The 20,193-nt window shown below is 72.6% G+C and carries 17 protein-coding genes; 9 read left to right on the forward strand and 8 right to left on the reverse strand.

Features of this window, described 5'->3' with window-relative positions:
- Window positions 1–3 precede the first annotated feature (3 nt).
- From OG782_RS02420 to OG782_RS02445, 6 genes are all read right to left on the reverse strand, one after another.
- Window positions 4–615: a GAF domain-containing protein gene (locus OG782_RS02420; protein WP_406447719.1), complete on the reverse strand. Its 612-nt coding sequence runs from the start codon at window positions 613–615 to the stop codon at window positions 4–6.
- Window positions 612–1,472, reverse strand: coding sequence for a S8 family peptidase (locus OG782_RS02425; RefSeq protein ID WP_406447720.1), 861 nt, complete (start codon window positions 1,470–1,472; stop codon window positions 612–614). The genes OG782_RS02420 and OG782_RS02425 overlap by 4 nt, the downstream gene beginning before the upstream one ends.
- On the reverse strand, window positions 1,469–4,540 hold the full coding sequence (locus OG782_RS02430) for an AAA family ATPase (RefSeq protein ID WP_406447721.1): 3,072 nt from the start codon (window positions 4,538–4,540) through the stop codon (window positions 1,469–1,471). Before OG782_RS02430 ends, OG782_RS02425 begins: the two co-directional genes overlap by 4 nt.
- Window positions 4,541–4,629: 89 nt before the next feature.
- Window positions 4,630–4,839: an aroma-sacti cluster domain-containing protein gene (locus OG782_RS02435; RefSeq protein ID WP_406447722.1), complete on the reverse strand. Its 210-nt coding sequence runs from the start codon at window positions 4,837–4,839 to the stop codon at window positions 4,630–4,632.
- On the reverse strand, window positions 4,832–5,521 hold the full coding sequence (locus tag OG782_RS02440; protein ID WP_406447723.1) for an iron-containing redox enzyme family protein: 690 nt from the start codon (window positions 5,519–5,521) through the stop codon (window positions 4,832–4,834). The genes OG782_RS02435 and OG782_RS02440 overlap by 8 nt, the downstream gene beginning before the upstream one ends.
- Complete coding sequence (locus OG782_RS02445; protein ID WP_406447724.1) at window positions 5,518–6,585, reverse strand: radical SAM protein; 1,068 nt, start codon at window positions 6,583–6,585, stop codon at window positions 5,518–5,520. The genes OG782_RS02440 and OG782_RS02445 overlap by 4 nt, the downstream gene beginning before the upstream one ends.
- Before the next feature lie 407 nt (window positions 6,586–6,992).
- On the opposite strand from OG782_RS02445, the gene OG782_RS02450 reads away from it, so the two are divergent.
- Entirely contained in the window at window positions 6,993–8,870 is a 1,878-nt protein-coding gene (locus OG782_RS02450; protein ID WP_406447725.1) for a BTAD domain-containing putative transcriptional regulator, read from the forward strand.
- Window positions 8,871–8,896: 26 nt separating this feature from the next.
- Here the strand turns inward: OG782_RS02450 and OG782_RS02455 are convergent, their stop codons facing one another.
- A complete protein-coding gene (locus OG782_RS02455; protein WP_406447726.1) occupies window positions 8,897–9,958 on the reverse strand; it encodes a LuxR C-terminal-related transcriptional regulator in 1,062 nt (353 codons plus the stop codon).
- Window positions 9,959–10,059: 101 nt separating this feature from the next.
- On the opposite strand from OG782_RS02455, the gene OG782_RS02460 reads away from it, so the two are divergent.
- The 4 genes from OG782_RS02460 (at window position 10,060) to OG782_RS02475 (ending at window position 13,428) form a co-directional block, all read left to right on the forward strand.
- Window positions 10,060–10,248 (forward strand): hypothetical protein, encoded by a 189-nt coding sequence (locus tag OG782_RS02460; RefSeq protein ID WP_406447727.1) that lies wholly within the window; start codon window positions 10,060–10,062, stop codon window positions 10,246–10,248.
- Window positions 10,249–10,399: 151 nt separating this feature from the next.
- Window positions 10,400–11,437, forward strand: a complete 1,038-nt coding sequence (locus OG782_RS02465; RefSeq protein ID WP_406447728.1) for a cupin-like domain-containing protein — start codon at window positions 10,400–10,402, stop codon at window positions 11,435–11,437.
- Between the two features lie 36 nt (window positions 11,438–11,473).
- Window positions 11,474–12,331, forward strand: coding sequence for an SDR family NAD(P)-dependent oxidoreductase (locus OG782_RS02470; protein ID WP_406447729.1), 858 nt, complete (start codon window positions 11,474–11,476; stop codon window positions 12,329–12,331).
- Entirely contained in the window at window positions 12,328–13,428 is a 1,101-nt protein-coding gene (locus OG782_RS02475; RefSeq protein ID WP_406447730.1) for an amidinotransferase, read from the forward strand. Before OG782_RS02470 ends, OG782_RS02475 begins: the two co-directional genes overlap by 4 nt.
- Before the next feature lie 42 nt (window positions 13,429–13,470).
- On the opposite strand, the gene OG782_RS02480 is transcribed toward OG782_RS02475, so the two are convergent.
- On the reverse strand, window positions 13,471–15,462 hold the full coding sequence (locus OG782_RS02480; protein ID WP_406447731.1) for a B12-binding domain-containing radical SAM protein: 1,992 nt from the start codon (window positions 15,460–15,462) through the stop codon (window positions 13,471–13,473).
- 254 nt (window positions 15,463–15,716) lie between these two features.
- On the opposite strand from OG782_RS02480, the gene OG782_RS02485 reads away from it, so the two are divergent.
- The 4 genes from OG782_RS02485 to OG782_RS02500 are packed head-to-tail and all read left to right on the forward strand — an operon-like array spanning window position 15,717 to window position 20,037.
- The gene (locus OG782_RS02485; RefSeq protein WP_406447732.1) at window positions 15,717–16,859 is read left to right on the forward strand and encodes an amidohydrolase family protein; all 1,143 of its coding nucleotides are present in this window, start codon (window positions 15,717–15,719) and stop codon (window positions 16,857–16,859) included.
- 28 nt (window positions 16,860–16,887) lie between these two features.
- Entirely contained in the window at window positions 16,888–18,147 is a 1,260-nt protein-coding gene (locus tag OG782_RS02490; protein ID WP_406447733.1) for a hypothetical protein, read from the forward strand.
- 28 nt (window positions 18,148–18,175) lie between these two features.
- A complete protein-coding gene (locus OG782_RS02495; RefSeq protein WP_406447734.1) occupies window positions 18,176–19,033 on the forward strand; it encodes a hypothetical protein in 858 nt (285 codons plus the stop codon).
- Between the two features lie 35 nt (window positions 19,034–19,068).
- Window positions 19,069–20,037: a TauD/TfdA dioxygenase family protein gene (locus OG782_RS02500; RefSeq protein ID WP_406447735.1), complete on the forward strand. Its 969-nt coding sequence runs from the start codon at window positions 19,069–19,071 to the stop codon at window positions 20,035–20,037.
- Window positions 20,038–20,193: the final 156 nt, after the last annotated feature.

The following is a 20,193-nucleotide window of genomic DNA, read 5'->3' on the forward strand; positions in this document are numbered from 1 at the left end:
GTCTCACCCCTCGTGCGGGCCCTGGGGCGGCATTCCGTCGAGCAGCACGTCCCGCAGCGCGGTCACGAGCTCCAGGCTCCGCAGCCGGACCGCCGACGGTTCCTCGTCGCGCCGCCGTTCGGTGACGACCGCGAGGGCCGCGGCGGCCTGGCGGGCGAACAGGGCGAGAAGGTCGAGTTCGGAGAGGCTGGACCTGGACTGCTCTACGGGGTCGAGCACTTCGAGCACCCCGAGCACCCGGTCGCGGTGGGCGAGCGGCGCCGCCATCAGCGCGTCCGGCACATACCCGGTCGATTTGGCGACGTCCCGGGCGAACATGCCCTGTTTCCTCAGGTCGTCGGCGACCATCGGCTCGCCCGAGACGAGCACCCAGCCCGCCAGCCCCCGGCCTGCGGGGAACCGGGAACCCACCAGGGACTCCTCGCCCTCCCCGGCCACCGCCTGGAAGACCAGCTCGTCGGCCTCCTGGTCGTGCAGCAGGACGGAGCTGGCCGCCGCACCGAAGATGGCCCGCGCCGTCTCGACGACGGACTGCAGCAGATCGCGCTCGGCACTGCCGGCCCGTGTCGCGGGGCCCGCGCCTGCGGCGGGGACGAGACCGTGGGACTGGCTCATGATTCACCTCGGGTTCCTGGTTCGCCGATACGTACGTTCGCGGCGGAGAGGTAGAGCGCGTGCTTGATCTGAAAAGGCGTCAGCTTCGGCCGGCTGCCGAGCAGCCGTGCGCACATCCCGCTGATGAAGGGGGTGGCGAAGCTGTTGCCCGTGGTACGGATGGTCTTGCCGCCCGTCCAGGCCACCTGCACGTTCTGGCCGGGTGCGAAGAACTCGACGGGTGGTGCCGGGTTGTAGAGGAAGAGCCCGGGGTCGTCCTCGCGGTGGGTACCGACGGAGATGACCGACGAGAACCGCCAGGGGAAGCTCTCCACCGGTGTGTTGTGCGCCGATGCCACCAGCGTGGTGCCGGTGAAGAACGCCTGGTCGGCCAGCGACCTCAGGGTTTCGAGGAACTTGGGGCGGGTCGTGGACAGGCTGAGATTGACCACGTCGAAGCCCTGGTCGACGGCCCAGCGCAACCCGGTGAGCAGGGCGTCGCCGCTGCCGGTGAAGCCTTCGCCCAGCACCCGCACGCTGTACAGGTCGCAGCCCGGCGCCACCCGCCGGACGATGCCGGCGCACGCCGTTCCGTGCCCGCAGTCGTCGCCGGCGCCGTCGGGCAGCGGACCGCTGTCGACGACACGCAGGGTCCCGTCGGGCGCGGGTGCCACCTCGTAGGAGCCCTGGACCGCGCCGACACCGGAGTGCCCGCACTCCACGCCGGTGTCGACCACGCAGACACGTACGCCTTCGCCGTCCGACCACGCCGAGGGGTCGGCGGGCAGGGCCGGCACCGTGTCGGCGAGCATCGTGAGGTCCTCGGGAGTACGGTCGCGCAGGCTCCAGGTGAGCCCTCCTGCCGTTCCGGTGGTCATACGGTCCCGCCTTCCCGCCCGGCGGGGCGGTCCGTGCTCCGGGCCGCGGCCGCGCTGTCGTCTGCGAACGCGGCGGCGCGGTCCGCGCCGAGCCGGTGCCCCTTGGCGGCGAAGTGCCGCAGCGCCGTACGCGCCTCCCGCTCCGCGTCACCGGGCAGGCCCAGCGTGCGCAGCGTGTGCGCGAGGTCGAGGGCCGCGGTGCCGCGGACGACCGGGGAGTCCGTGTCACCGGCCGCGGCGGTCGCCCGCTCCGCGCAGGCACGCGCGGCGGCCGGCTCCCCGGCGAGTGCGAGGGCGCGTGCCCGCAGCCCGTCCGCGTCGGCGGACTCCGCCGGGGGCAGGCCGGCCTCCCGCGGACCGGGCAGGGCCAGCGCCTGGGCCGGCTCCCCCCGCTCCAGCAGGATCCGGGCCCGCTCGCGGGCGATGCCGGGCAGCGCGCCCGTGGCGCCGAGTTCCCGGCCGGCGCGGGCTGCCTCGTCCAGCAGGGCGAGCCTGCGCTCCGGCGTCCCCGACAGGGCCTCGACCTCGGCGGCGAACAGCGGGACGAACAGCGCGCTCTCGGCGTAGCCGAGGCCTCCGGCGAGCCGCGCCGCCTCGGCCAGCCGCTCGCGTGCCTCGTCGTGGCGGCCCTGGAGGGCGAGGAGCACGGCGAGCGGACAGGCCAGGGTGGCCCGGACGGTCGGCCGGCCGGCGCCGTGGGCCGTCAGCAGCTCCTCGCAGCGGGCCACGGCCCGCCCGACCGGGGTCGGCCCGCGCCACAGGGAGATGCCGACCGCGCCGAGCGCCAGGGCCCGTTCGGGTTCGGCGTCGGCCCGGTCGGCGTGGTCCAGGGCCCGGCGCAGCAGCGTCTCGGCCTCGGCGTGCCGGCCGCGCCGCTGACGGTCCTGGGCGATGCGGACGCAGGCGCGGGCGATGCCCTGGTCGTCGCCCGCCACGGTGAACAGGGCGAGCGCGCTGCCGGCCACGTCGGCCGCGGACCCGTGCCGGGGGTCGAGGGCGGTCAGGGCGAGCCGGGCATGGGCGGCGCCCAGCAGGTCGCCGGCCCGGTCCGCCGTGTCGAGCGCGCCTGCCAGCAGTTCGCGGCCGCGCACCGGTTCACCGCGGGCGACCTTCGTCTCGCCGAGGCGGCGGGCGGCCTCGGCGGCGGCGGGCTCGCCCGGGGCCGCCAGGTCCAGGCCCTGGGTGAGGAGGTCGTCGGCCCACGGCAGGTCGGAGCGTGCCAGGGCGGCCGCGCCGGCGCTGGTGAGCAGTGCGGCGGCGCGGGCCCGCAGTACGTCGGTGTCGTCGTCGTGCATCCCCAGTTCGGTGAGCAGACGGTGGGCGCGGGCCAGATGGGTGCCGACGGCCGCGTCACCCGCCTCGTGCCGGACGAGCAGCCGCGCGGCGTGCTCGTGCCGCCGGGCGCGTACCTTCTTGGCCATCCCTCGGTAGGCGGTCTCCTGCACCAGGGCGCTGCCGAAACGGAGGACGGAGCTCGTGGACAGGGTGCGGCCCCCTGCCTCGATGAGCCTGCGCCGCACGAGGCCGCGCAGCAGACCGGCGGCGGACTCCGTGGGGCCGGGGTGCTCGGCGGTGGCCAGTTCGGTCAGCTCGGCGCGGCGGAACTCGCGTCCCAGGACGGCGGCGAGTTGCAGCAGGGTCCGTTCCTCGGGAGGCAGTGCGTCGATGCGGGCGCCGAGCAGGGCGTGCACGGTGAGCGGCAGGTCGTCGCACTCGGCGGCCATGGCGGTCAGGTGCTCCAGGTACAGGGGATTGCCCTCGGCGCGGTCGAGGGCGCCCTCGAGCGTTCCCTGCCGGTGGGCCGCCACTTCGACCAGCTCACCGGCGAGAGCGGCGGCCTCCTCCCGCGTGAGCGGGGTGAGCATGAGCGACGCGGAACGCATCCGGCCGCTACCCCAGCCGGGGTGGGCCTCCAGCAACTCGGGGCGCGCGGCGCACACCAGGGCGACCGGGGAGCGGTCGAGCTCGTCCAGCAGCCGGTCGACCAGGTCGAGCAGCGGCGCGGACGCCCAGTGGCAGTCGTCGAGTACGAGCACCACGGGCCGCTCACGGGAGAGCGCGTCCAGCAGGCAGGCCAGTGCCATGAGGGTGTCGTCCGCCGAGGGGCTGGGTGTGCCGTCGGCGAGCAGACCGGTCCGCAGCAGGCGCAGTGCCTGCTGCGCCTCCGTCCGCTCGTGGGCGGGCAGCCCTGTGAGCCCGGCGTCCTCCCCGACGGCCGCGAGCACCTGGCGTACCGCTTCGGCGAGCGGGGCGAGGGTCCCGGTCTCGCCGTACGGACGGCACCGGCCCTCGCCGTACGCCGGGCAGTCCCTGAGCCACTCGCGCAGCAGGCGCGTCTTGCCGAGGCCCGCCTCGCCGTAGACGGTCACCAGGTGCGAACGGGGGTCAGCCGCCAGTTTGCGCAGCAGCAGGCGGAGTTCGGCCAGTTCCTGCTCACGGCCGATGAACGGGGTGTCGAAGCGGCGGACCCGCTCCGGGTCGTCCTCGTGCAGGGCGACCAGTCGGCGGGCCGGGACAGGGACGCCGACGCCCTTGAGGGACAGTGATCCGGCGGATTCGGTGACCGCGGAGGGGCCGGCGGCGCTCAGCGTGGCGGGGCCGATCAGGATCTCGCCGGGACCGGCGTGCTGTTCGAGCCGGGCACCGATGTTGACGACCTCGCCGGAGACCAGGGCCTGCCGGGCGGCGGGGTCGACGCTCACCACGACCTCGCCGGTGTTCACCCCGATGCGGACGGCGAGCCGCACCCCGTGCTCGTGCTCCAGTTCGGCGTTGAGTCCGTCGAGGCCGGTGACCATCCCTCGGGCGGCTGCCAGGGCGCGGTGGGCGTCGTCCTCGTGGCGTGCCGGAACCCCGAAGACGGCCATCACCGCGTCACCGATGAACTTCTCCACCGTGCCGCCGTGTTCCTCGATCCGGGCCCGCATGAGCGCGAAGTACCGGAGGGTCACCGTGCGCAGCGTCTCCGGGTCGAGCCGCCCGGACAGGGCGGTGGACCCGACGAGGTCGCAGAAGACCACGGTCACCACCCGGCGTTCCTCGGCGGCGGCGCTGCCGGCCGCGGCCACGCAGGCGGTTCCGCACCGGGGGCAGAACGCTGACCCGTCCGGCGGCGGTTCGGGGCACCGGGGGCACCTCATCCGTGCGGTGGCGGTCATCAGAACAGCGCTCCGCCGGCGATCTCGCTGTGCGCCTGCACCTCGGGCTCGGCGGCGTCCAGCCGTTCCTTCAGCCCCAGCAGCAGGGTCAGTTCCTCCGCGCTGAGGTCCTGGAGGACCTCCCGCTGTTCGGGCGAGAGGCTGTGCAGCGGGAACCCGGCGTCCTCCAGCGTGCGCAGGCGGTCGCGATCGTGCGCGTGCTCATTCATGGGCGCTCTCCGATACGGTTGATGCCGCGATGCGGTCGAACAGTTCGGCGAGGGCGGCGACCGTGTGCAGGGCGCTGACGGCGACCAGGGAGCGCTGCTCCGCGTCCAGGGGCAGCCGGCCGAGCAGCCGGTCCAGGTCGGCGCTGTGCCCGTCGTCGAGGTCCGCGTGCAGACGTACGGTCTCGAAAGCGGCCGGCGGCAGCCCGGTCCCCCGCGCCAGCCGGCCGGCCAGACCGGGCGCCGGCGCGTTGCCCTCCAGTACCGCGATGTAGCCCAGCAGCGCCACCGGATGACTGTGCTCGATCCAGTAGTACTGCGCTCCCACCAGGGCGGCGACATGGGCCGGCGGGGCGGCGCCGGTCAGCTCGTCCGGCGCTCCCCCGGCCGCCGCGGCGTCGGTGAGCAGCCACTCGTCATGGCCGCGTTCCTGTTCGGCGTGCGCCCGCAGATAGCGCGCGAGAGGTGGTGCCACCGGGTCCCGCGGCAGCGCCCCGCATCGTGCGGCGGCGCGCTCCATCAGCGGAACGGAGGCACGGATCACCTGGTGCATCGCGCGCAGGTAGTGCCGGTACCGGCCGGCGAGCCCCGCGTCGGAGCGCCACATACGGGCGGCGGCGGACCGCAGCACGGGCTGCACGAGGGACAGTTCGAGCCGCAGGCTCGCGACGGCCGGCGGGCTCATGCGGGATCCTCCCCGTCGCCGCGGCCGCCGAGCTGCACGAGGGGCGCGTACCGCTCGCTCCCGTACCGCCGCAGCAGCACCGCGGCCCCCGCGTCGCGCTGGAGCCGGGCGCCGAGCGCGTCCATCGCGCCGGCCGCCGGACGGGACCCGGCCCGCTGCGCGGCGTCCAGCGCCGCGGGCCGCCGGGCCAGGCTGCGGCAGTCCGCGCAGGCCCCGGCCCCTGCGGTACGGATGGTGCGCAGCACGGGTGACTCCTGGCAGCGGCGTCTGATCAGCGGCCAGTCGTCCACGGCGATGTGTCCCAGGCGCAGGTGCTCGGGCATCGGGCGGGCGTCCACCACGCGCTGGTTGCAGCAGGCCGCGACGGCGCCGTCGAAGGCCACCACCGGCCAGGCAGCCATGGCGCACGGTGCCGGGCGCCCCTCGGCGGGACCTGACCGCCCGGCGTCCTCGGGCGGGGCCTTCCGCGCGGCCGCCCAGGAGGCCGCCCGCCCCGCCGGCCGGATGTGATTGACCAGTACGGCCGCCCGGTCCCGGAACTCGGCCCGTATGGCGGCGGTGATGTCCGCGAGGTACGGATCATCCACCGAATTTCCCACCACGTGGAAACTCACGTCGATTCCGCTTTCCATGATGCGGTGCACCGCACGGAAGGCCGCGGCGCGCGGGACTTCACGTTCGTGGAATACGTCGATGCTCGCCGAGAAATGGGCGACATGCTGAAGTGCGCGCATGATGCGGGCGGGTACCCGCCCGTCGGCCGCGAAGAACATGCCGCTGAGTACGGACGTCCGTGTTCCGGCCGGCGCGGCGAGCACCGCGAGGTCGTCCACGAGCGCGGGCCGCAGCAGCGGCTCACCGCCCGTGAGCATGAGGACGTCCGGACGGTCCGCGGAGGTGAAGGTGCCGACGAAGCGGCGCAACGCCCCGGCCGGGGTGTCCTCGCCCCGCGGCCCCGACGAGGTGGAGCAGTGGGCGCAGCTCAGCGGGCAGCGCCTGGTAAGGGTGGCGAGCAGTCCGGCAGCCGGCACCGGACGCAGCTCGATGATCTCCGCCAGTCGCATCGCGTCACCTCCGTCGGTCGCCGGGACATGCGGCGCCAGCGTGCGCGCCGCCGGTTCGGTCGCGGTTGGTGCCCGGTTCGGGGCCGGTACGCGGCGCAGGGCCCTCCTGGTGTGCGGCGGGCCGAACACGGCCGGTCGATTCGCCTTGCTATGTACACGTGTTCACCCTTCATCCCGGCGGGTGCGTTGCTGCATGCACCTTGAGCCATCCTCGAGCCCATGGCCCAGCCCCCGGCTTGTGACCATGCTGTGAAGAACGGAAGGAATTCCTTCGAATTCCCGAAGTATTCAGGACTCCTCGCGGATTCGCTCACCCCCCCGACCGCTCCCCGGAGGCTTTCGTGCAAGGAATTGTTCTCTTCTCCCGGAACACCGACGACACCGGCTGGGGAAGGGGCTGAAGGAAAATGACCGATACCTTTACGGTGAGCCGCGGCACGGAGGCGGATCCCGGGATTCCGCGAGAGCACGCCGGTGAAGGCGCCACCGCCCTTCTGCGGGTCACCCTCCTCGGTCCGCTGCGCGCCTCCCGCAACGGCCTGCCGCTGCCGCTCGGCCCGCTGAAGCAGCGCCTCGTCCTGGCGGTCCTGCTCACCCGCCCGAACGCGCCGGTGTCACTGGAGGAACTGACCGACGCTGTCTGGCCGGACGCTCCGCCCCGCACCGCCCGCAAGAACCTCCAGGTGTACGTCTCGACGCTGCGCCGGGTGCTCGACCCGGACGACCTCGGCCGGCTGCACCACGGTCCCGGCGGCTACGTCCTGCACCTCACCGCGCAGGAGTGCGACAGCCTGCGGTTCGAGGAACTGGCCCGGCTCGGCGATGCCGAGGTGCGCGCGGGGGCACCGAGCCGTGCCGCCCGGCTCTACCGGCAGGCACTGGACCTGTGGCGCCATGACCCCTTCAGCGACCTCGCTTCCCGTGCCGATGTGCTGCGCTCCGCCGTCGAACGCCAGCACACCCGCCGGCTGGCCGTGTACGAGGCGTGGGCGGAGGCCCAGCTGGAGAGCGGCGATCCGGCCCCGGTCGCCGACACCGTGGACGAGATGGTGAGCCGCCACCCGCTGCGGGAGCGGCTGCGCGCCGCCCAGCTCACCGCGCTGCACCGGGTGGGCCGAAGAACCGAGGCGCTGGCCGCCTACGACGAATGCCGTCAGCAACTCTCGCGGGAACTGGGCCTGGAACCCGGAACGGCGCTGCAATGCGCCTACCGCTCCTTGTTGGAGGACGTGGCCCCGCCCCGTTCACGCGGCGGGGCCGCCGGCTCGCGGCTGCTCCCGCCGGACCTCGCCGACTTCACCGGCCGGGCGCGGGAACTGGAGGCGGTCGGCGCGCAGCTGGGCCGCGAGGGCGGGCCGCCGGTGCTCCTCACCGGCCCGGCCGGCGTCGGCAAGACGGCCCTCGCCGTGCACATCGCGCACCGTCTGGCCGACCGTTACCCGGACGGTGTGGTCTCCACCCGGCTGTGCGCCGAGGACGGATCCACCCGCCCGTGGGCCTCGGTGCTCGCGGAGCTGGCCCGCTCCCTGGGGTGCACCGAGCGGCTGCCCTCCGACCGGGAGGAGGCCGCCACCGCCTGGCGCTCCTGGCTCTCCGGGCGCCGGATCCTGCTGCTGCTGGACGACGCGCCCGACGCCGCCGCCCTCGGCCCGCTGCTGCCCCCGTCGGGTCCCACCGCCACGCTGGTCACCTCACGGAGCCGGCTGCCCTGTCTGGAGTCCGCGCACCGGACCGAACTGCCGCCGCTGTCCGCCGAGGAGGCCCTGGACCTGCTCGGCTCCATCATCGGCCGGACCCGGCTGGCCGCCGAGTACGCCGCCGCCGCACGCATCGTCAACGCCACCGGACTCCTCCCGTTCGCACTGCGGGCGGGCGGGAACCGTCTGTCCGTACTGCGCCACATGCCGCTCGGGCAGTACGCGGACCGTCTCGAGCACCCTTTGGAGGCCCTGGACGAACTCGCCTCCGGCGGCCTCGGGGTCCGCGCCCGCCTCGCCGGCGCCTGGGCCCGGCTGCCCGTTCCCGCCCGCGACACACTCCATGCCCTGGCCGCGCTGCCGGAACCGGCCTTCTCCCTCCCCGTCGCCGCCCGCGCCCTGGGCCTGGGCGGCCGGGACACGCAGCGCGCTCTGGAGGGCCTGATCGACGTCGGCGTCCTGGCTCCGCCGTCCTGTCCCGAGGTGAGCGCGCACTCAGCAGCGGGCACGGAGGCCGCGTGCTACGAACTCCCCTGGCTCACCCTGCTGTTCGCGCGGGAGCAGGCGGCCGGGCCGGGCACCCGGTGACAGGGCCGCGGCGGCCCGGGCGGCGTTCAGGCGCCGCCCGGGGCCGCCGCGGCCGGACCGGAGGACTCCACACGGGCCAGATAGCCGGCCTGGAACCGGCTGGCCGCGCCCAGTTGCTCCATGATCTCGGCGATGTGCTTGCGGCAGGTGCGCAGCGACATGCCCAGCCGCCGGGCCACCATCTCGTCCTTCATGCCCTCCGCCAGCAGCCGCACGATGGCCTGCTTCACCTCACCCCGCGCCGAGCTCTCCGTCCAGGCGGGCTGATAGGGCTCGGCCAGCGACCAGGCATGGTCGAAGGTCGCGCACAGGTACGCCACCGTGGACGGATCGTGGATGACGATGGCCGCGTCCAGGTCGTCCTGGTGCGGGATGAACACCGCGTCCCCGTCGAAGGCGACCATGCGGCCGAACAGTTCGCTCAGCGTCCTGATGTCGGCACCCTCGTCGGTCATCCGCCGCGCGTACTCCTGCGTGGGCAGGTGGTAGCGGGCGGTGTGCTGGTACAGCGTGCGCATCCGCACGCCCCGGCGCAGCATGTCCCGGTCCCGTATGAACGCCTGCTCCAGCAGCGTCGGGGAGCGGCCCCCGCCGGGATGACACGTGCGGACCTCCTGCCGGCACCGCATGGTCGCCTCGGTGATCAGGCCCACCACGGTCTTCAGATCCGTGACCTCGGTCAGCGGTGTCCGCCCCTGCCACCGGCGCCGGCCCTCCGCGTAGAACGGTGTCAGGAGGGCCAGTTCACTCCGCAGCTGGTCGATCTCGGCGAGCTGCCGGCGCAGCCCCGCCTCCTTGGGTGCGACCAGCGCCGCGATGGCCGCGTCCGGCGCCACCGGCACGAGCCGGCCGGGGTCCTCGGGCAGGTGCCGCAGCAGCAGCAGCGCGGTCAGGGTGGCCACGGCCGCGGCCACGCAGCTCTCCGGGAGCCCGAGTGTCGCGCCCAGCGTGCTCGCGTCGCACGATCCCTGATCACTCACCCACCGGAACACCCGGACGGCGTCCTCGGACAACTGTGTTCCGGACGCCGTCCGTTCGGCCGCCTTGCGAAGACCCGGTAACTGGCCGTCCCCACCGATGCCGCCCACCCGACCCTCCTCATCAGCGAGATGACTCCACCCCGGCCTGTACTGATGTCTATTGTTCAGATGCGCGGTGGATATTCCCAGACCCCCTGGAAGGAATCACCGTGGAACGGACCAAAGCAGCACTCGCCCTGCTTCTCCGACTCGTCACCCCCCTCCTCGGCGGCAGGGACCGCGCCCGGCAGCACTCTGCCGGTGACGACGGGAGCACGGCTCGCGAGGTCCTCAATCAGCCCCCGCGACCGGTACGCGGCGACGACGACAAGCCGAACGTACCGACGCCCCACTGGTGACCGGACCCGCCCCGGAATCACCGTCGCCCGCACCGCGCCCGGCCCCGCAGGTCACGCTGCAACCACTCTGACCGAAAACCGGGTGCTCGACCGCGATCAGGGCGTGAACGGGTCTTTGCGCCGCTGCGCTTTCACCGGACAGTGGGATGCCATGACCCCAATCGAACGCCAGAGAGCGGGACGGTCATCAGCTGGGCACGAGGGTGCGGGTGCGTCATCCGGACCACCGGACGAGCTCGTCCCGCTCCTGCGGGCGGCCGGGCTGACGGTGCGCCCGATCGAGCACGCGGCCGCGGCCGACGTGGGCGCGCTGCGTCGGAGGGTTGCCGCTCGTTCCGGCCCGCTGGTCTGCTCCGGACTCATGGAGGACTGGCCGGCGCGCACCGGCTGGAACCCGGCGGACCTGGCGAAGCGGCACGGCGAGCGCCGGGTGACGGCCCTGCTGGACCTCCCCGCGACCGGTGTGCTCTTCCCGCAGGACCAGCGCGGTTACGAACGGGAGCTTTCCTTCGGCGAGTTCCTGGACCGGATGACGGCCGCCGGACCCGTCGCCCCCTGCTACCTCGCCTACCAGCGCGCCCACGAGATCTTCGATCCGGCCGACTACGACATCGCGTCCCTGTGCCCGGCTGACGGGCACGGCACCGACACCCGGGTGTGGATCGGTTCCGCCGGAACCCGCTCCATGCTGCACTCCGACCTCAAGGACAACTTCTTCTGCCAGGTCTGGGGCGAGAAGAGCGTCATCCTGCTGGACTGGCGGGACAGCAGGGCGGTCTACCCCTTCCCGGACAACCTGGTGAACAGTCGGATCGACCTGGCCGAACCGGACCTGGGACGCTTCCCGCGCCTGCGGAAGGCGGTCCTGCACCACGCCCGGCTCAGGCCGGGCGACCTGCTGTACATCCCCCGCGGCTGGTGGCACGACGTCCGGGCGCACACCCCGTCCGTCTCCGTGAACCACTGGTTCGGTGAGCCGCTGGGGCTGCGGGAGTACCTGCGGCTGCTCGGCGCCCTCGGGCCCGCGTACTGGCGGGCCACCGTCCGGGACTTCGTCACCCACGGGATGCTGCGCCGCCAGGAGCCGACGCGCTTCTTCTTCAGCCCCGCTTCCACCGGAAAGCGGCTCTACGACGCGGTGCGCACCGGCGACTTCTCCCGCAGCAATGATCCGAGCGCGGACGCATAGCTGTTCTGTCCACAGACGCTCAGCAGAAGGGATCGCATGCCGAACGAGTTGACAGCGCCCACCGGACCGGACCCGCGGCGACCGCGCCGCGTCCTGGTCACCGGCGGAGCCTCGGGGATCGGCGCGGCCATCGCGCGACGTTTCCTGGCGGACGGTGACCGGGTGGCCGTACTGGACCGCGACCGTGACGCGCTCGCCCGATTCGCGAAGGAGGGGCCCGGGGCCGAGCTGCTGCTGGCGGCCGACGTCGGGACGGAGGCCGAGCTGTGCGGGGCCTTCGCCGAGGCGGACGCGGCCTGGGGCGGGCTGGACGTGGTCTGCAACAACGCCGGCATCAGCATTCGGAGCCCGTTCCTGGAGACCTCGCTCGAGGACTGGGAGCGGACGCTGCGGGTGAACATCACCGGCGCCTTCCTGGTGGCCCGGGAAGCGGCCCGCCGCATGGCGGCGGGCGAGGGAGGGGTGATCGTGAACACCGCCTCGGTCAGCGGGATGGTGGGTATGCCCGACTACGCGGCCTACAACGTGAGCAAGGCGGGTCTGATCGAACTGACCCGGACCATGGCGCTGGAACTGGCCCCGCGCATCAGGGTCAATGCCGTCTGCCCCGGCTACGTACTCACCCCGATGCAGCGGGCCGAGTACACGGACGAGCAACTCCGGGACCAGGAAAGATCGTTGCCGCTGGGAAGGCTCGGGTCCCCGGAGGAGATCGCCGCCCTGGTGGCGTATCTGGCCTCGCCTGAGGCGGCGTTCGTGACCGGGCAGGCGTTCGTGATCGACGGAGGCGAGACGGCGGGCGGGCTGGCCAGCGCTCCACGCCGGACGGAGAACGACGAAGGTTGCGCGCCGGGAGCGACGGCCCCCGGCCCGGGCGAGGGCGGGAGAGTATGACGGGCGAGGTCACACAGCCGGCGCGGGACGGGACGCGCGCGCCTACCGGGCGCGCGGTCAACTCGTACACCGAGTGGGACCCCCTGCGCGAGGTCGTGGTGGGGAGCCTGGCGGGTGCGGTGTTCCCCACCTGGCACGAGTCGATGAGACAGACCATGCCCGAGTCCGCCTGGCCGGTCTTCCAGGAGCTCGGCGGGAAGCCGTTGCCGGAGCGCCACCTCAAGGCCGCCGAGGACGAACTCGACGGCCTGGCCGACGTACTGGCGTCGGAGGGCATCCGGGTTCTGCGCCCGGACGCGGCACCGCACCACCGCCCCTTCCGCACCCCCGGCTGGGAGTCGGACGGCGGCCTGTACGCCGCGATGCCCAGGGACTCGCTGATGGTGGTGGGCGATGCCATCATCGAGGCGCCGATGTCCTGGCGCTGCCGCTACCACGAGGCCGACGCCTTCCGGCCGCTGATCAAGTCGTACTTCCGCCGTGGTGCCCGTTGGCTGCCGGCACCACGTCCTCAGCTGACCGACGAGCTGTACAGGAGCCCCGGCTCGCCCGGGCAGTGGGCGGTCACCGAGTTCGAGCCGGTCTTCGACGCCGCCGACTTCCTGCGCTTCGGCCAGGATCTGATCGTCCAGCGCAGCCATGTCACCAACGCGTTCGGCATCGACTGGATGCGCAGCGCGCTCGGCCCCGAGTTCACCGTCTCCGTCGTGGAGACGGACGACGCCCACGCCATGCACATCGACGCCACCGTCTCCGCGCTCGCTCCCGGCAGGCTGCTGGTCAATCCGGAGCGCTATGTGCACAGCGAGCTGTTCGACGGCTGGGAGATCCTGCCCGCGCCGGCGCCCGCCCTGCCCGCGGACTGGCCGATGTACTTCTGCAGCCCGTGGGTGAGCATGAACGTACTCTCGCTGGATCCCGGGACGGTGGTGGTGGAACGCCAGGAGCGGCCCCTGATCGATGCGTTGACCGGGTGGGGGTTCCGCTGCATCCCGGTCGACTTCCGCCATGTCTACAGCTTCGGCGGGTCCTTCCACTGCGTGACGCTGGACACCGTGCGCGAGGGAGGGCCGGGCCGGTACCTGTCGCTGCGGTAGTGCCGGGCCGGGTGCGGGGTGGAGGTCCACCCCGCACCCGGTTCAGGAGGCGAACAGCACCCGCGTGTAGTCCGGCCGCAGCACCACGTTGTTGTCGTAGAGGCAGTAGCGCACGGCGAGCAGGGGCACCGCGGGGTCGCCGGACCCTGCCGCGTCGCGGGCGGCGGCGATGACCTCGTCAGTGGTGGCGAACCGGTCCGCCAGCGCGGCACACACCTCGTAGGCCGTGCGGCCGGTCCGGTCGTCCCAGTAGCCCGGCAGACCGATCCGCGCCAGAGCCCGTCGTACGTCGGGGAGTTCGGTGGCCACGATCAGCTCGACCGAGGTCCGGGCGAGCGTGCCGGGGGTCTCGGACCCGGGCGTCGCAGTGGTGTCCAGCAGGCGTTCGGCGAGGCCCGCGGCGCCGTCGGCGACGAGCTGTGCGTGGACGGCGCGTACGTCCGCGCTCGCGTCCTCACCCGTGCTCACGAGGCGCGCACACCAGGCGGTCAGTTCTGCCGGGCCGGTGTACCGCGCCAGGAAGGCCCGCCAGTCGAGGTGTGAGCGGTGGGCACGGGAGAGGTATGTCGTCTCGACGTGGGCGAAGAACTCGTCGACCGTCCGGGCGTCCCCGAGCGCCGCCACCAGCGCGGGCGGGTAGCTGAACGTCGGGTACAGCAGGTCGACGGCGTCCAGCCGCCCCTGCGGTCCGACCGAGTACGCGGTGTCGGCCGGTTCTCCGGTGAGACCCTCGCCCAGGTCGAAGACCCGGGTGGCGCGGGTGATCAGTGAGTCCTCGAAGCGCTCGGCCAGCCGCAGGTCGCTGACCGTGCGCAGGGTGGTCGCGACGGTCTCGGGGGTGGCGTAGGAGTTGCCGAGGAACATGTCCAGCCGCCGCGGCGGGACGGGCAGGCCCCGCTCCAGGCGGTAGGTCTCCTCCTCCTCCAGCCAGGAGACCTGTGCCTGTACCGCGTGCCGGGCGCGGTAGGGCACGCGGGTGCGCTTGAGGTTGGCGTCGTCGTACGAGCCGAACTGGTTCCAGCTCGGCTCGAAGTGCGAATCCAGCAGCAGCCGGATGTCCGCGCGCTCCAGTGCCGGATTGGGCAGCAGGTAGCACGTCCAGTGCACCGGCCGGTCCCGGTCTGCGTTGAGCCCGCGCATCCTGGCCGCCAGATCGAACAGCAGGTCGTTGCGGCCGATGTTGATCTCGGAGCAAACCAGCCAGATCCGGGTGACGCCGCGATCCGCCAGGAACTGGATATCGGCCATGACGACGTCCGGATCCCGCACCTGATGGCGGCGGCCCTTGACCATCGGCTCGGTGCAGAAGTAGCAGCGGTACGGGCAGCCGCGCTGCACCTCCACCGGTACGTGGACCTCCGGATCGGGGCCGAGGACGCGCTCGGCTCCGTAGAACTCCAGCAGGTCGTGCAGGATCTCCTCGGTGTACTCGGGAGCGCCGGCGGGCGGCAGGAAGACCCGTTCGTTGGTCCTGAAGCCGTCGCCGCTGCGGTGGGCCAGGTTGGCGATCCCGTCCAGATCGCGCCCGGCCAGCACGTCGTCCAGGCGGCCCAGCACCTCGTCCGCCTCGCCGACGACCCCGAAGTCCGGCCGCAGCCGCTCCAGCAGGGCGTGCGGCCTGGTGCTGAAGCCGAAGCCGCCCATCATGACCGGCCGGTCCGTCAACTCCCGTAACAGCTTGATCAACTGCTCGGACTCGTGCATCGGCCAGTAGCTGTTGCGGCGGACCTGCGGGGCGCCGGGCAGGTCGGCTTCGGCATAGTTCCAGATGAAGATGGAGTCGAGTTGCCGCAGGTGAATGCCGATCAGGCGGGGGTCGGTGCGCTCCAGTTCCGCGCTCAGCACCGAACGCCATTCGGTCCGGGGTGTGCGCAGCAGGTCCAGGCGGGCGGTCGTCAGGCCGTGGCGCGCGGCCACTGCCGAGACCTGGACGAAGGCGTAGGGGTAGATGGGCAGTGCCGGGTAGTTCGAGGCACTGAGCAGCAGGAGGTCCACGCCCTGCCGCCCGGATGTCTCCGAGGTTGGGTCCGACATGCTCGGGATGGTGGCATACGTTGCTCCGCCCCACCACCACGCGGTTCCACGCAAGGTGTCCTGATCGTCACGCTCGGCAAGGCACCCCCTTGACCGGAGCAGGCGCGGGACAACAATGGAATGCGAGCTGCGGCCGCCCCTGGAGCCCCTGTGGTGGCCTGCGAGTTCCGCGTCCCCCGCCTCGCCGTCGCCCCGAGCCGCGCTGCGCCCACCCGGGCACGCCGTGCCGGCTCTCCCCCGTGAGGAGTGCATTCGTGACCGCTCCCGTACTCTCGGCCGACTCGCATGTCGTCGAACCCGTGCGACTGTGGACCGAGGGCCTGGAACGCAGGTACCGCGACCGTGCGCCCCGGGTCTCCTGGGACGCGGGGCGGCGCGGCTGGTACTTCAGCTGCGACGACCTGCGGCCCGCCCTGGTCAACAGCCTCTATGCCACCGACGCGACGCCCGAGGGCTTCGTCACCGACGTGGAGACCGCGCTGGAGTCGGCCCGGCCGGGCGGCAGCGACCCGGCCGCGCGGCTGAAGGACATGGCCCTGGACGGTGTCGCCGCCGAGGTGCTCTACCCCAGCCTGGGCCTGCACCTGTTCTGGCTCTCGGACGGGGACTTCCAGCGCTCCTGCTTCCGCGCCTACAACGACTGGCTCGCCGACTACGTGCGCCACGCCCCGGAGCGCCTGGCCGGGCTCGGGCTGATCTCGCTGTGGGACACCGAGGAGGCCGTACGAGAGCTGCGGCGCTGTCGCGAACTGGGCCTGCGGGGCGCCGCGGTCTGGGCCTCCGCCCCCACCGAGCGGGACTTCGGCGGCCGGGCCAACGACCCGTTCTGGCGGGAGGCCCAGGAGCTGGCCATGCCGGTGTCGATGCACTGCCTCACCGGCTACCGGGACAGTCCGAAGCTCTTCGACTACGACAGCCCGCTGGGCCGCATCCAGCGCAACATGGGCTACCCGGAGGAACTCCAGCACACGCTCACCGACCTGATCTTCTCCGGGGTCCTCCAGCGCTTCCCGGATCTGCAGATCGTCCTGGCGGAGAACGACATCGGCTGGATCGCCTACCACCTGCTGCACGCCGACCGGATCTACGACAAGCTCGGCCCGGCCCTGCGCACCGACCTCACGATGACCCCCGGCGCGTACTTCCGGCGCCAGGTGCACGCCACGTTCACCGACGACGAGGTCGGCGTGCTCACCATGCGGCTGCTCGGCTCCGGGAACTTCCTCTGGGGCAGCGACTACCCGCACTACGAGGGGAGCTGGCCGGACTCCCGGAACGTCCTGGACCGCGGTCTCAAGGACGCCGGCCCCCAGGCGCGCCAGCACGTGACCACGGAGAACTGCGCCCGGCTGTACGGGTTCGACCTCGCCACCCTGGCTGCCGAAACCGCCGAGTGACCCGACCGCCCACCGTAGAGGAGCCCGCATGGCGGAGCAGAGCGCGAGCCACTGGTACCGCTTCATCGACGACGACATCGAACGCAGGACCCGGACGGACGTCGGCTTCACCAATCTGATCTCCGACCATCCCTATCCGATGGACGACGACACCTTCCAGGGCTTCGTCGACCGCAACGCAGTGATCCGCGAGTACCTGCGGATCACCCGTGACGTCTTCCTGGCCAGCGTGCGCGGCGAGGCCGACCCGGCCATCGCGGACACCCTCCTGACCGGCCAGCCCCCGGAGCGCGACCACGCGTTCCACAAGAATCTGACGGAACGGCACCTCGAACTGCCCCGGTACTTCCGTACCGACGAGCCGGCCCCCGGCCAGATCGCCGAGGTGCAGTGCCCGGCCTCGGGCTGGGAGATAGCCGACCAGGTGCACGCCCTGTACCAGGCGTTCCCCGACGACTTCGGCACCCCTGTACGACGCCTCGGCGCGCCCGTCGACAGCCTCGCCACCTCGCTGCGCGCCCGCTTCGGCGACGACCTGGTCGTGCACCATCTCACCGGCAACGCCTCCCGGCCGCACGGAGTCCAGTACACCGTGCAGCGGCTGCGCGAACAGGGCATCCGGCACTTCGGCTTCGACCGGGTGCACTGGAAGGACTGCGGGCTGGTCCGCGCCCACGAGTTCTACGACCTGCGCTACAACGGCTTCTTCGACCAGTGGATGGAGGCCTGCGAGCGCGGCGAGCTCTTCTTCGACCACCCGCCGACCCCGCTCTACGACGCCAAGGTGACCATGGCCTGGCCGTTCTGGGAGAAGACCCGTCAGTACTACCCGGACGCGGTCCGCGGACTCTTCCCGCACACCGAGATCATCACCCCCGACGGTTTCCACCTGGCCGACGGGAGATGGGTCAGCCTGGAGGAGTACTGCCGGCTGGGCATCCGCAGGCGCGACCACTACTTCAAGTTCGGCTCCCACCACCCCACGCTGAACTGGGGCAGCCGCGCGGTCTACTACTCCGGGAGTTTCACGGTCACTGCGCTGCGTGCGCTCTTCGACCGGATCCTGGCCGACACCGCGGCCGGCCACCTCTGGGTGGCGCAGGACGCGCGCATGACGCCCGAGCCGGCCTCGGGCGTCACCCGGGACGGGGACCAGGTGACTTTCGACGCCTACACCAAACTCAGCGGCTTCTACACGCCCGAGGGCCTGGTTGGCGTCATGGCCATGCAGGAGCACGCGCGCAAGGTGCACGGCTCACCGCAGACCGTGGTGAGCATCGCCTACTGACCGCCCCGACCGAGGGAGAACGTCAGCCATGACCGCACCGGACCCCGCCGAGCTCCCGCCGGAGCGGCAACAGGACGCCGGGTACTTCCGATTCCTGGAGAGCGACGGCGTGGACTGGGACGCCTGCTGGGATGTGCTCTGCGGCCGCGTCGCCGGCGCCATCTTCCGCGGGGCGCTGACTCCGGAGGTCTGCGAGCGCACCTGCCGCAGCTTCTGGGGCAGCCCCCTGCTCGCCAGCCCGAACGCCACCCGCAGCACCGAGCGTGCGATCGGGCCCCTGCTGCTGGCCTCCGGCTCCCTCGACGCCTACCTGACCGAGTCCGAGCGCACCCGCACCGCCCTCGCCGCCCTCTGCGACGGGCCCGGCCGCACCCTGCCCTCCCTGCTCGGGGAGTGGCAGGCCTACCTGGCCGGGCGCGGCATCCCGTTCCGGCTCGCCGAGCACGAGGGGCGTCGGGCCGGGGCGTACAAGCTCCGCTCCCGCGCGGACAGCAAGTCCTTCGGCCTGCTGCCGCACGACGACGCCGTGCACAGCTGGATGCTCCCGCATCTGGCCGGCTTCGAGATCGAGGGAGTCAAGCGCGTCTGCAACGCGCTCGTGTGCCTGGAGAACGGCCCCGGCGGCGAACTGGTCTACTGGAACGCCTCGTTCACCCCGGATGACCGCCAGGCAATGGGAATGCGGCCCGACAGCTACGGCTACCCGTTGGAGGCACTGACCGGGCTGGAGAGCATCACGCTGCCGATCCGCGCAGGAGACATGTACATCTTCGACGGCGCAAACGTGCACGCCGTCGCACCGAGCGGAGCCGAGGACCCACGCCGGACCGTAGCGGTGTGGATCACCGGCCCGCTCGACGACGGCACCGTTCTGCAGTGGGCCTGACCGGGCACGCCGACCGACCACGGGGGGAGAACCGCATGACGGAAACACCGGAGGCGGGTATCGACGTCCGCCGGCTCACGGGCCACATCGGCGCCGAGATCGGCGGAGTCGACCTGTCACTGCCCCTGCCCGATTCGATCATCGGCGCGATCCGTACCGCTCTGCTGCGCCACAAGGTGGTCTTCCTCCGCGGCCAGCGGCTCGGCCACGCCGGGCACATCGCCTTCGGCCGGCGCCTCGGCGAACTGACCCGGCGTCCGGGCCGCAAGCACGGCGTGCATCCGGACGGATACCCCGAGATCCTCACCGTGGATCCGGACGTGGAGGACACCCGGCACGGGCAGCGGTTCGAGGAGCGGCTGCGGCCGAAGTCCCTCGAGCCCTACTCCGGCTGGCACGTCGACCTGGCCGCCACCGTCAACCCCCCGGCCGTCTCGGTCCTGCGGGCCGAGGTGATTCCGCCGTACGGCGGTGACACCCAGTGGACCAGTCTGGTCGCCGCCTACCGGAGCCTCTCCGCGCCGCTGCGTGTGCTCGCCGACGGGCTGCGCGCCGAGCACACCCTGTACGCCGCCAACCGCCTGCTGCTGTCCGACAAGGAGGACGTCGAGGTCCTGCGCCGGCTCACCGAGGACACCCTGCTCTCCGTCCACCCGGTGGTGCGCGTCCACCCCGAAACCGGTGAACGGGCACTGTTCACGCCACCCGCCTCCGTCACCCACGTGCTCGGTCTGCTGCCCTGGGAGAGCCGCCACCTGCTGGAGCTGTTCCACGGGCACATCGGCCGCCCGGAGTACACGCTGCGCTGGCGCTGGGCCCCCGGCGACGTCGCCATCTGGGACAACCGCGCCGTCGCCCACCTCCAGCCGGCCGACCTGGACCACACCGGCCATCGCCGCACCCTCTACCGGGTGGCCGTGCTCGGCGACCGTCCGGTCGGCCCGGACGGCTTCACCTCCGAGGCCGTCCGCGGCGCACCGCTCTCCGCGTTTCCCCCTTCGTGACTGACGGTGGCACCCTCCGGAGGCTGCGCGCAGGCGTGATCGCGACTCCGCCCGCGCCCCCGCGGAACGGGTGCCCGCCCCCCTGGCCCGGGTGGGCGGGCACTCCTGCGGCCGGTACAGAGTGACGGGACAACCGGGCCACCGTCAAGGTTAATT

The organism is Streptomyces sp. NBC_00876, assembly GCF_045207435.1.
Taxonomy (GTDB): domain Bacteria; phylum Actinomycetota; class Actinomycetes; order Streptomycetales; family Streptomycetaceae; genus Streptomyces.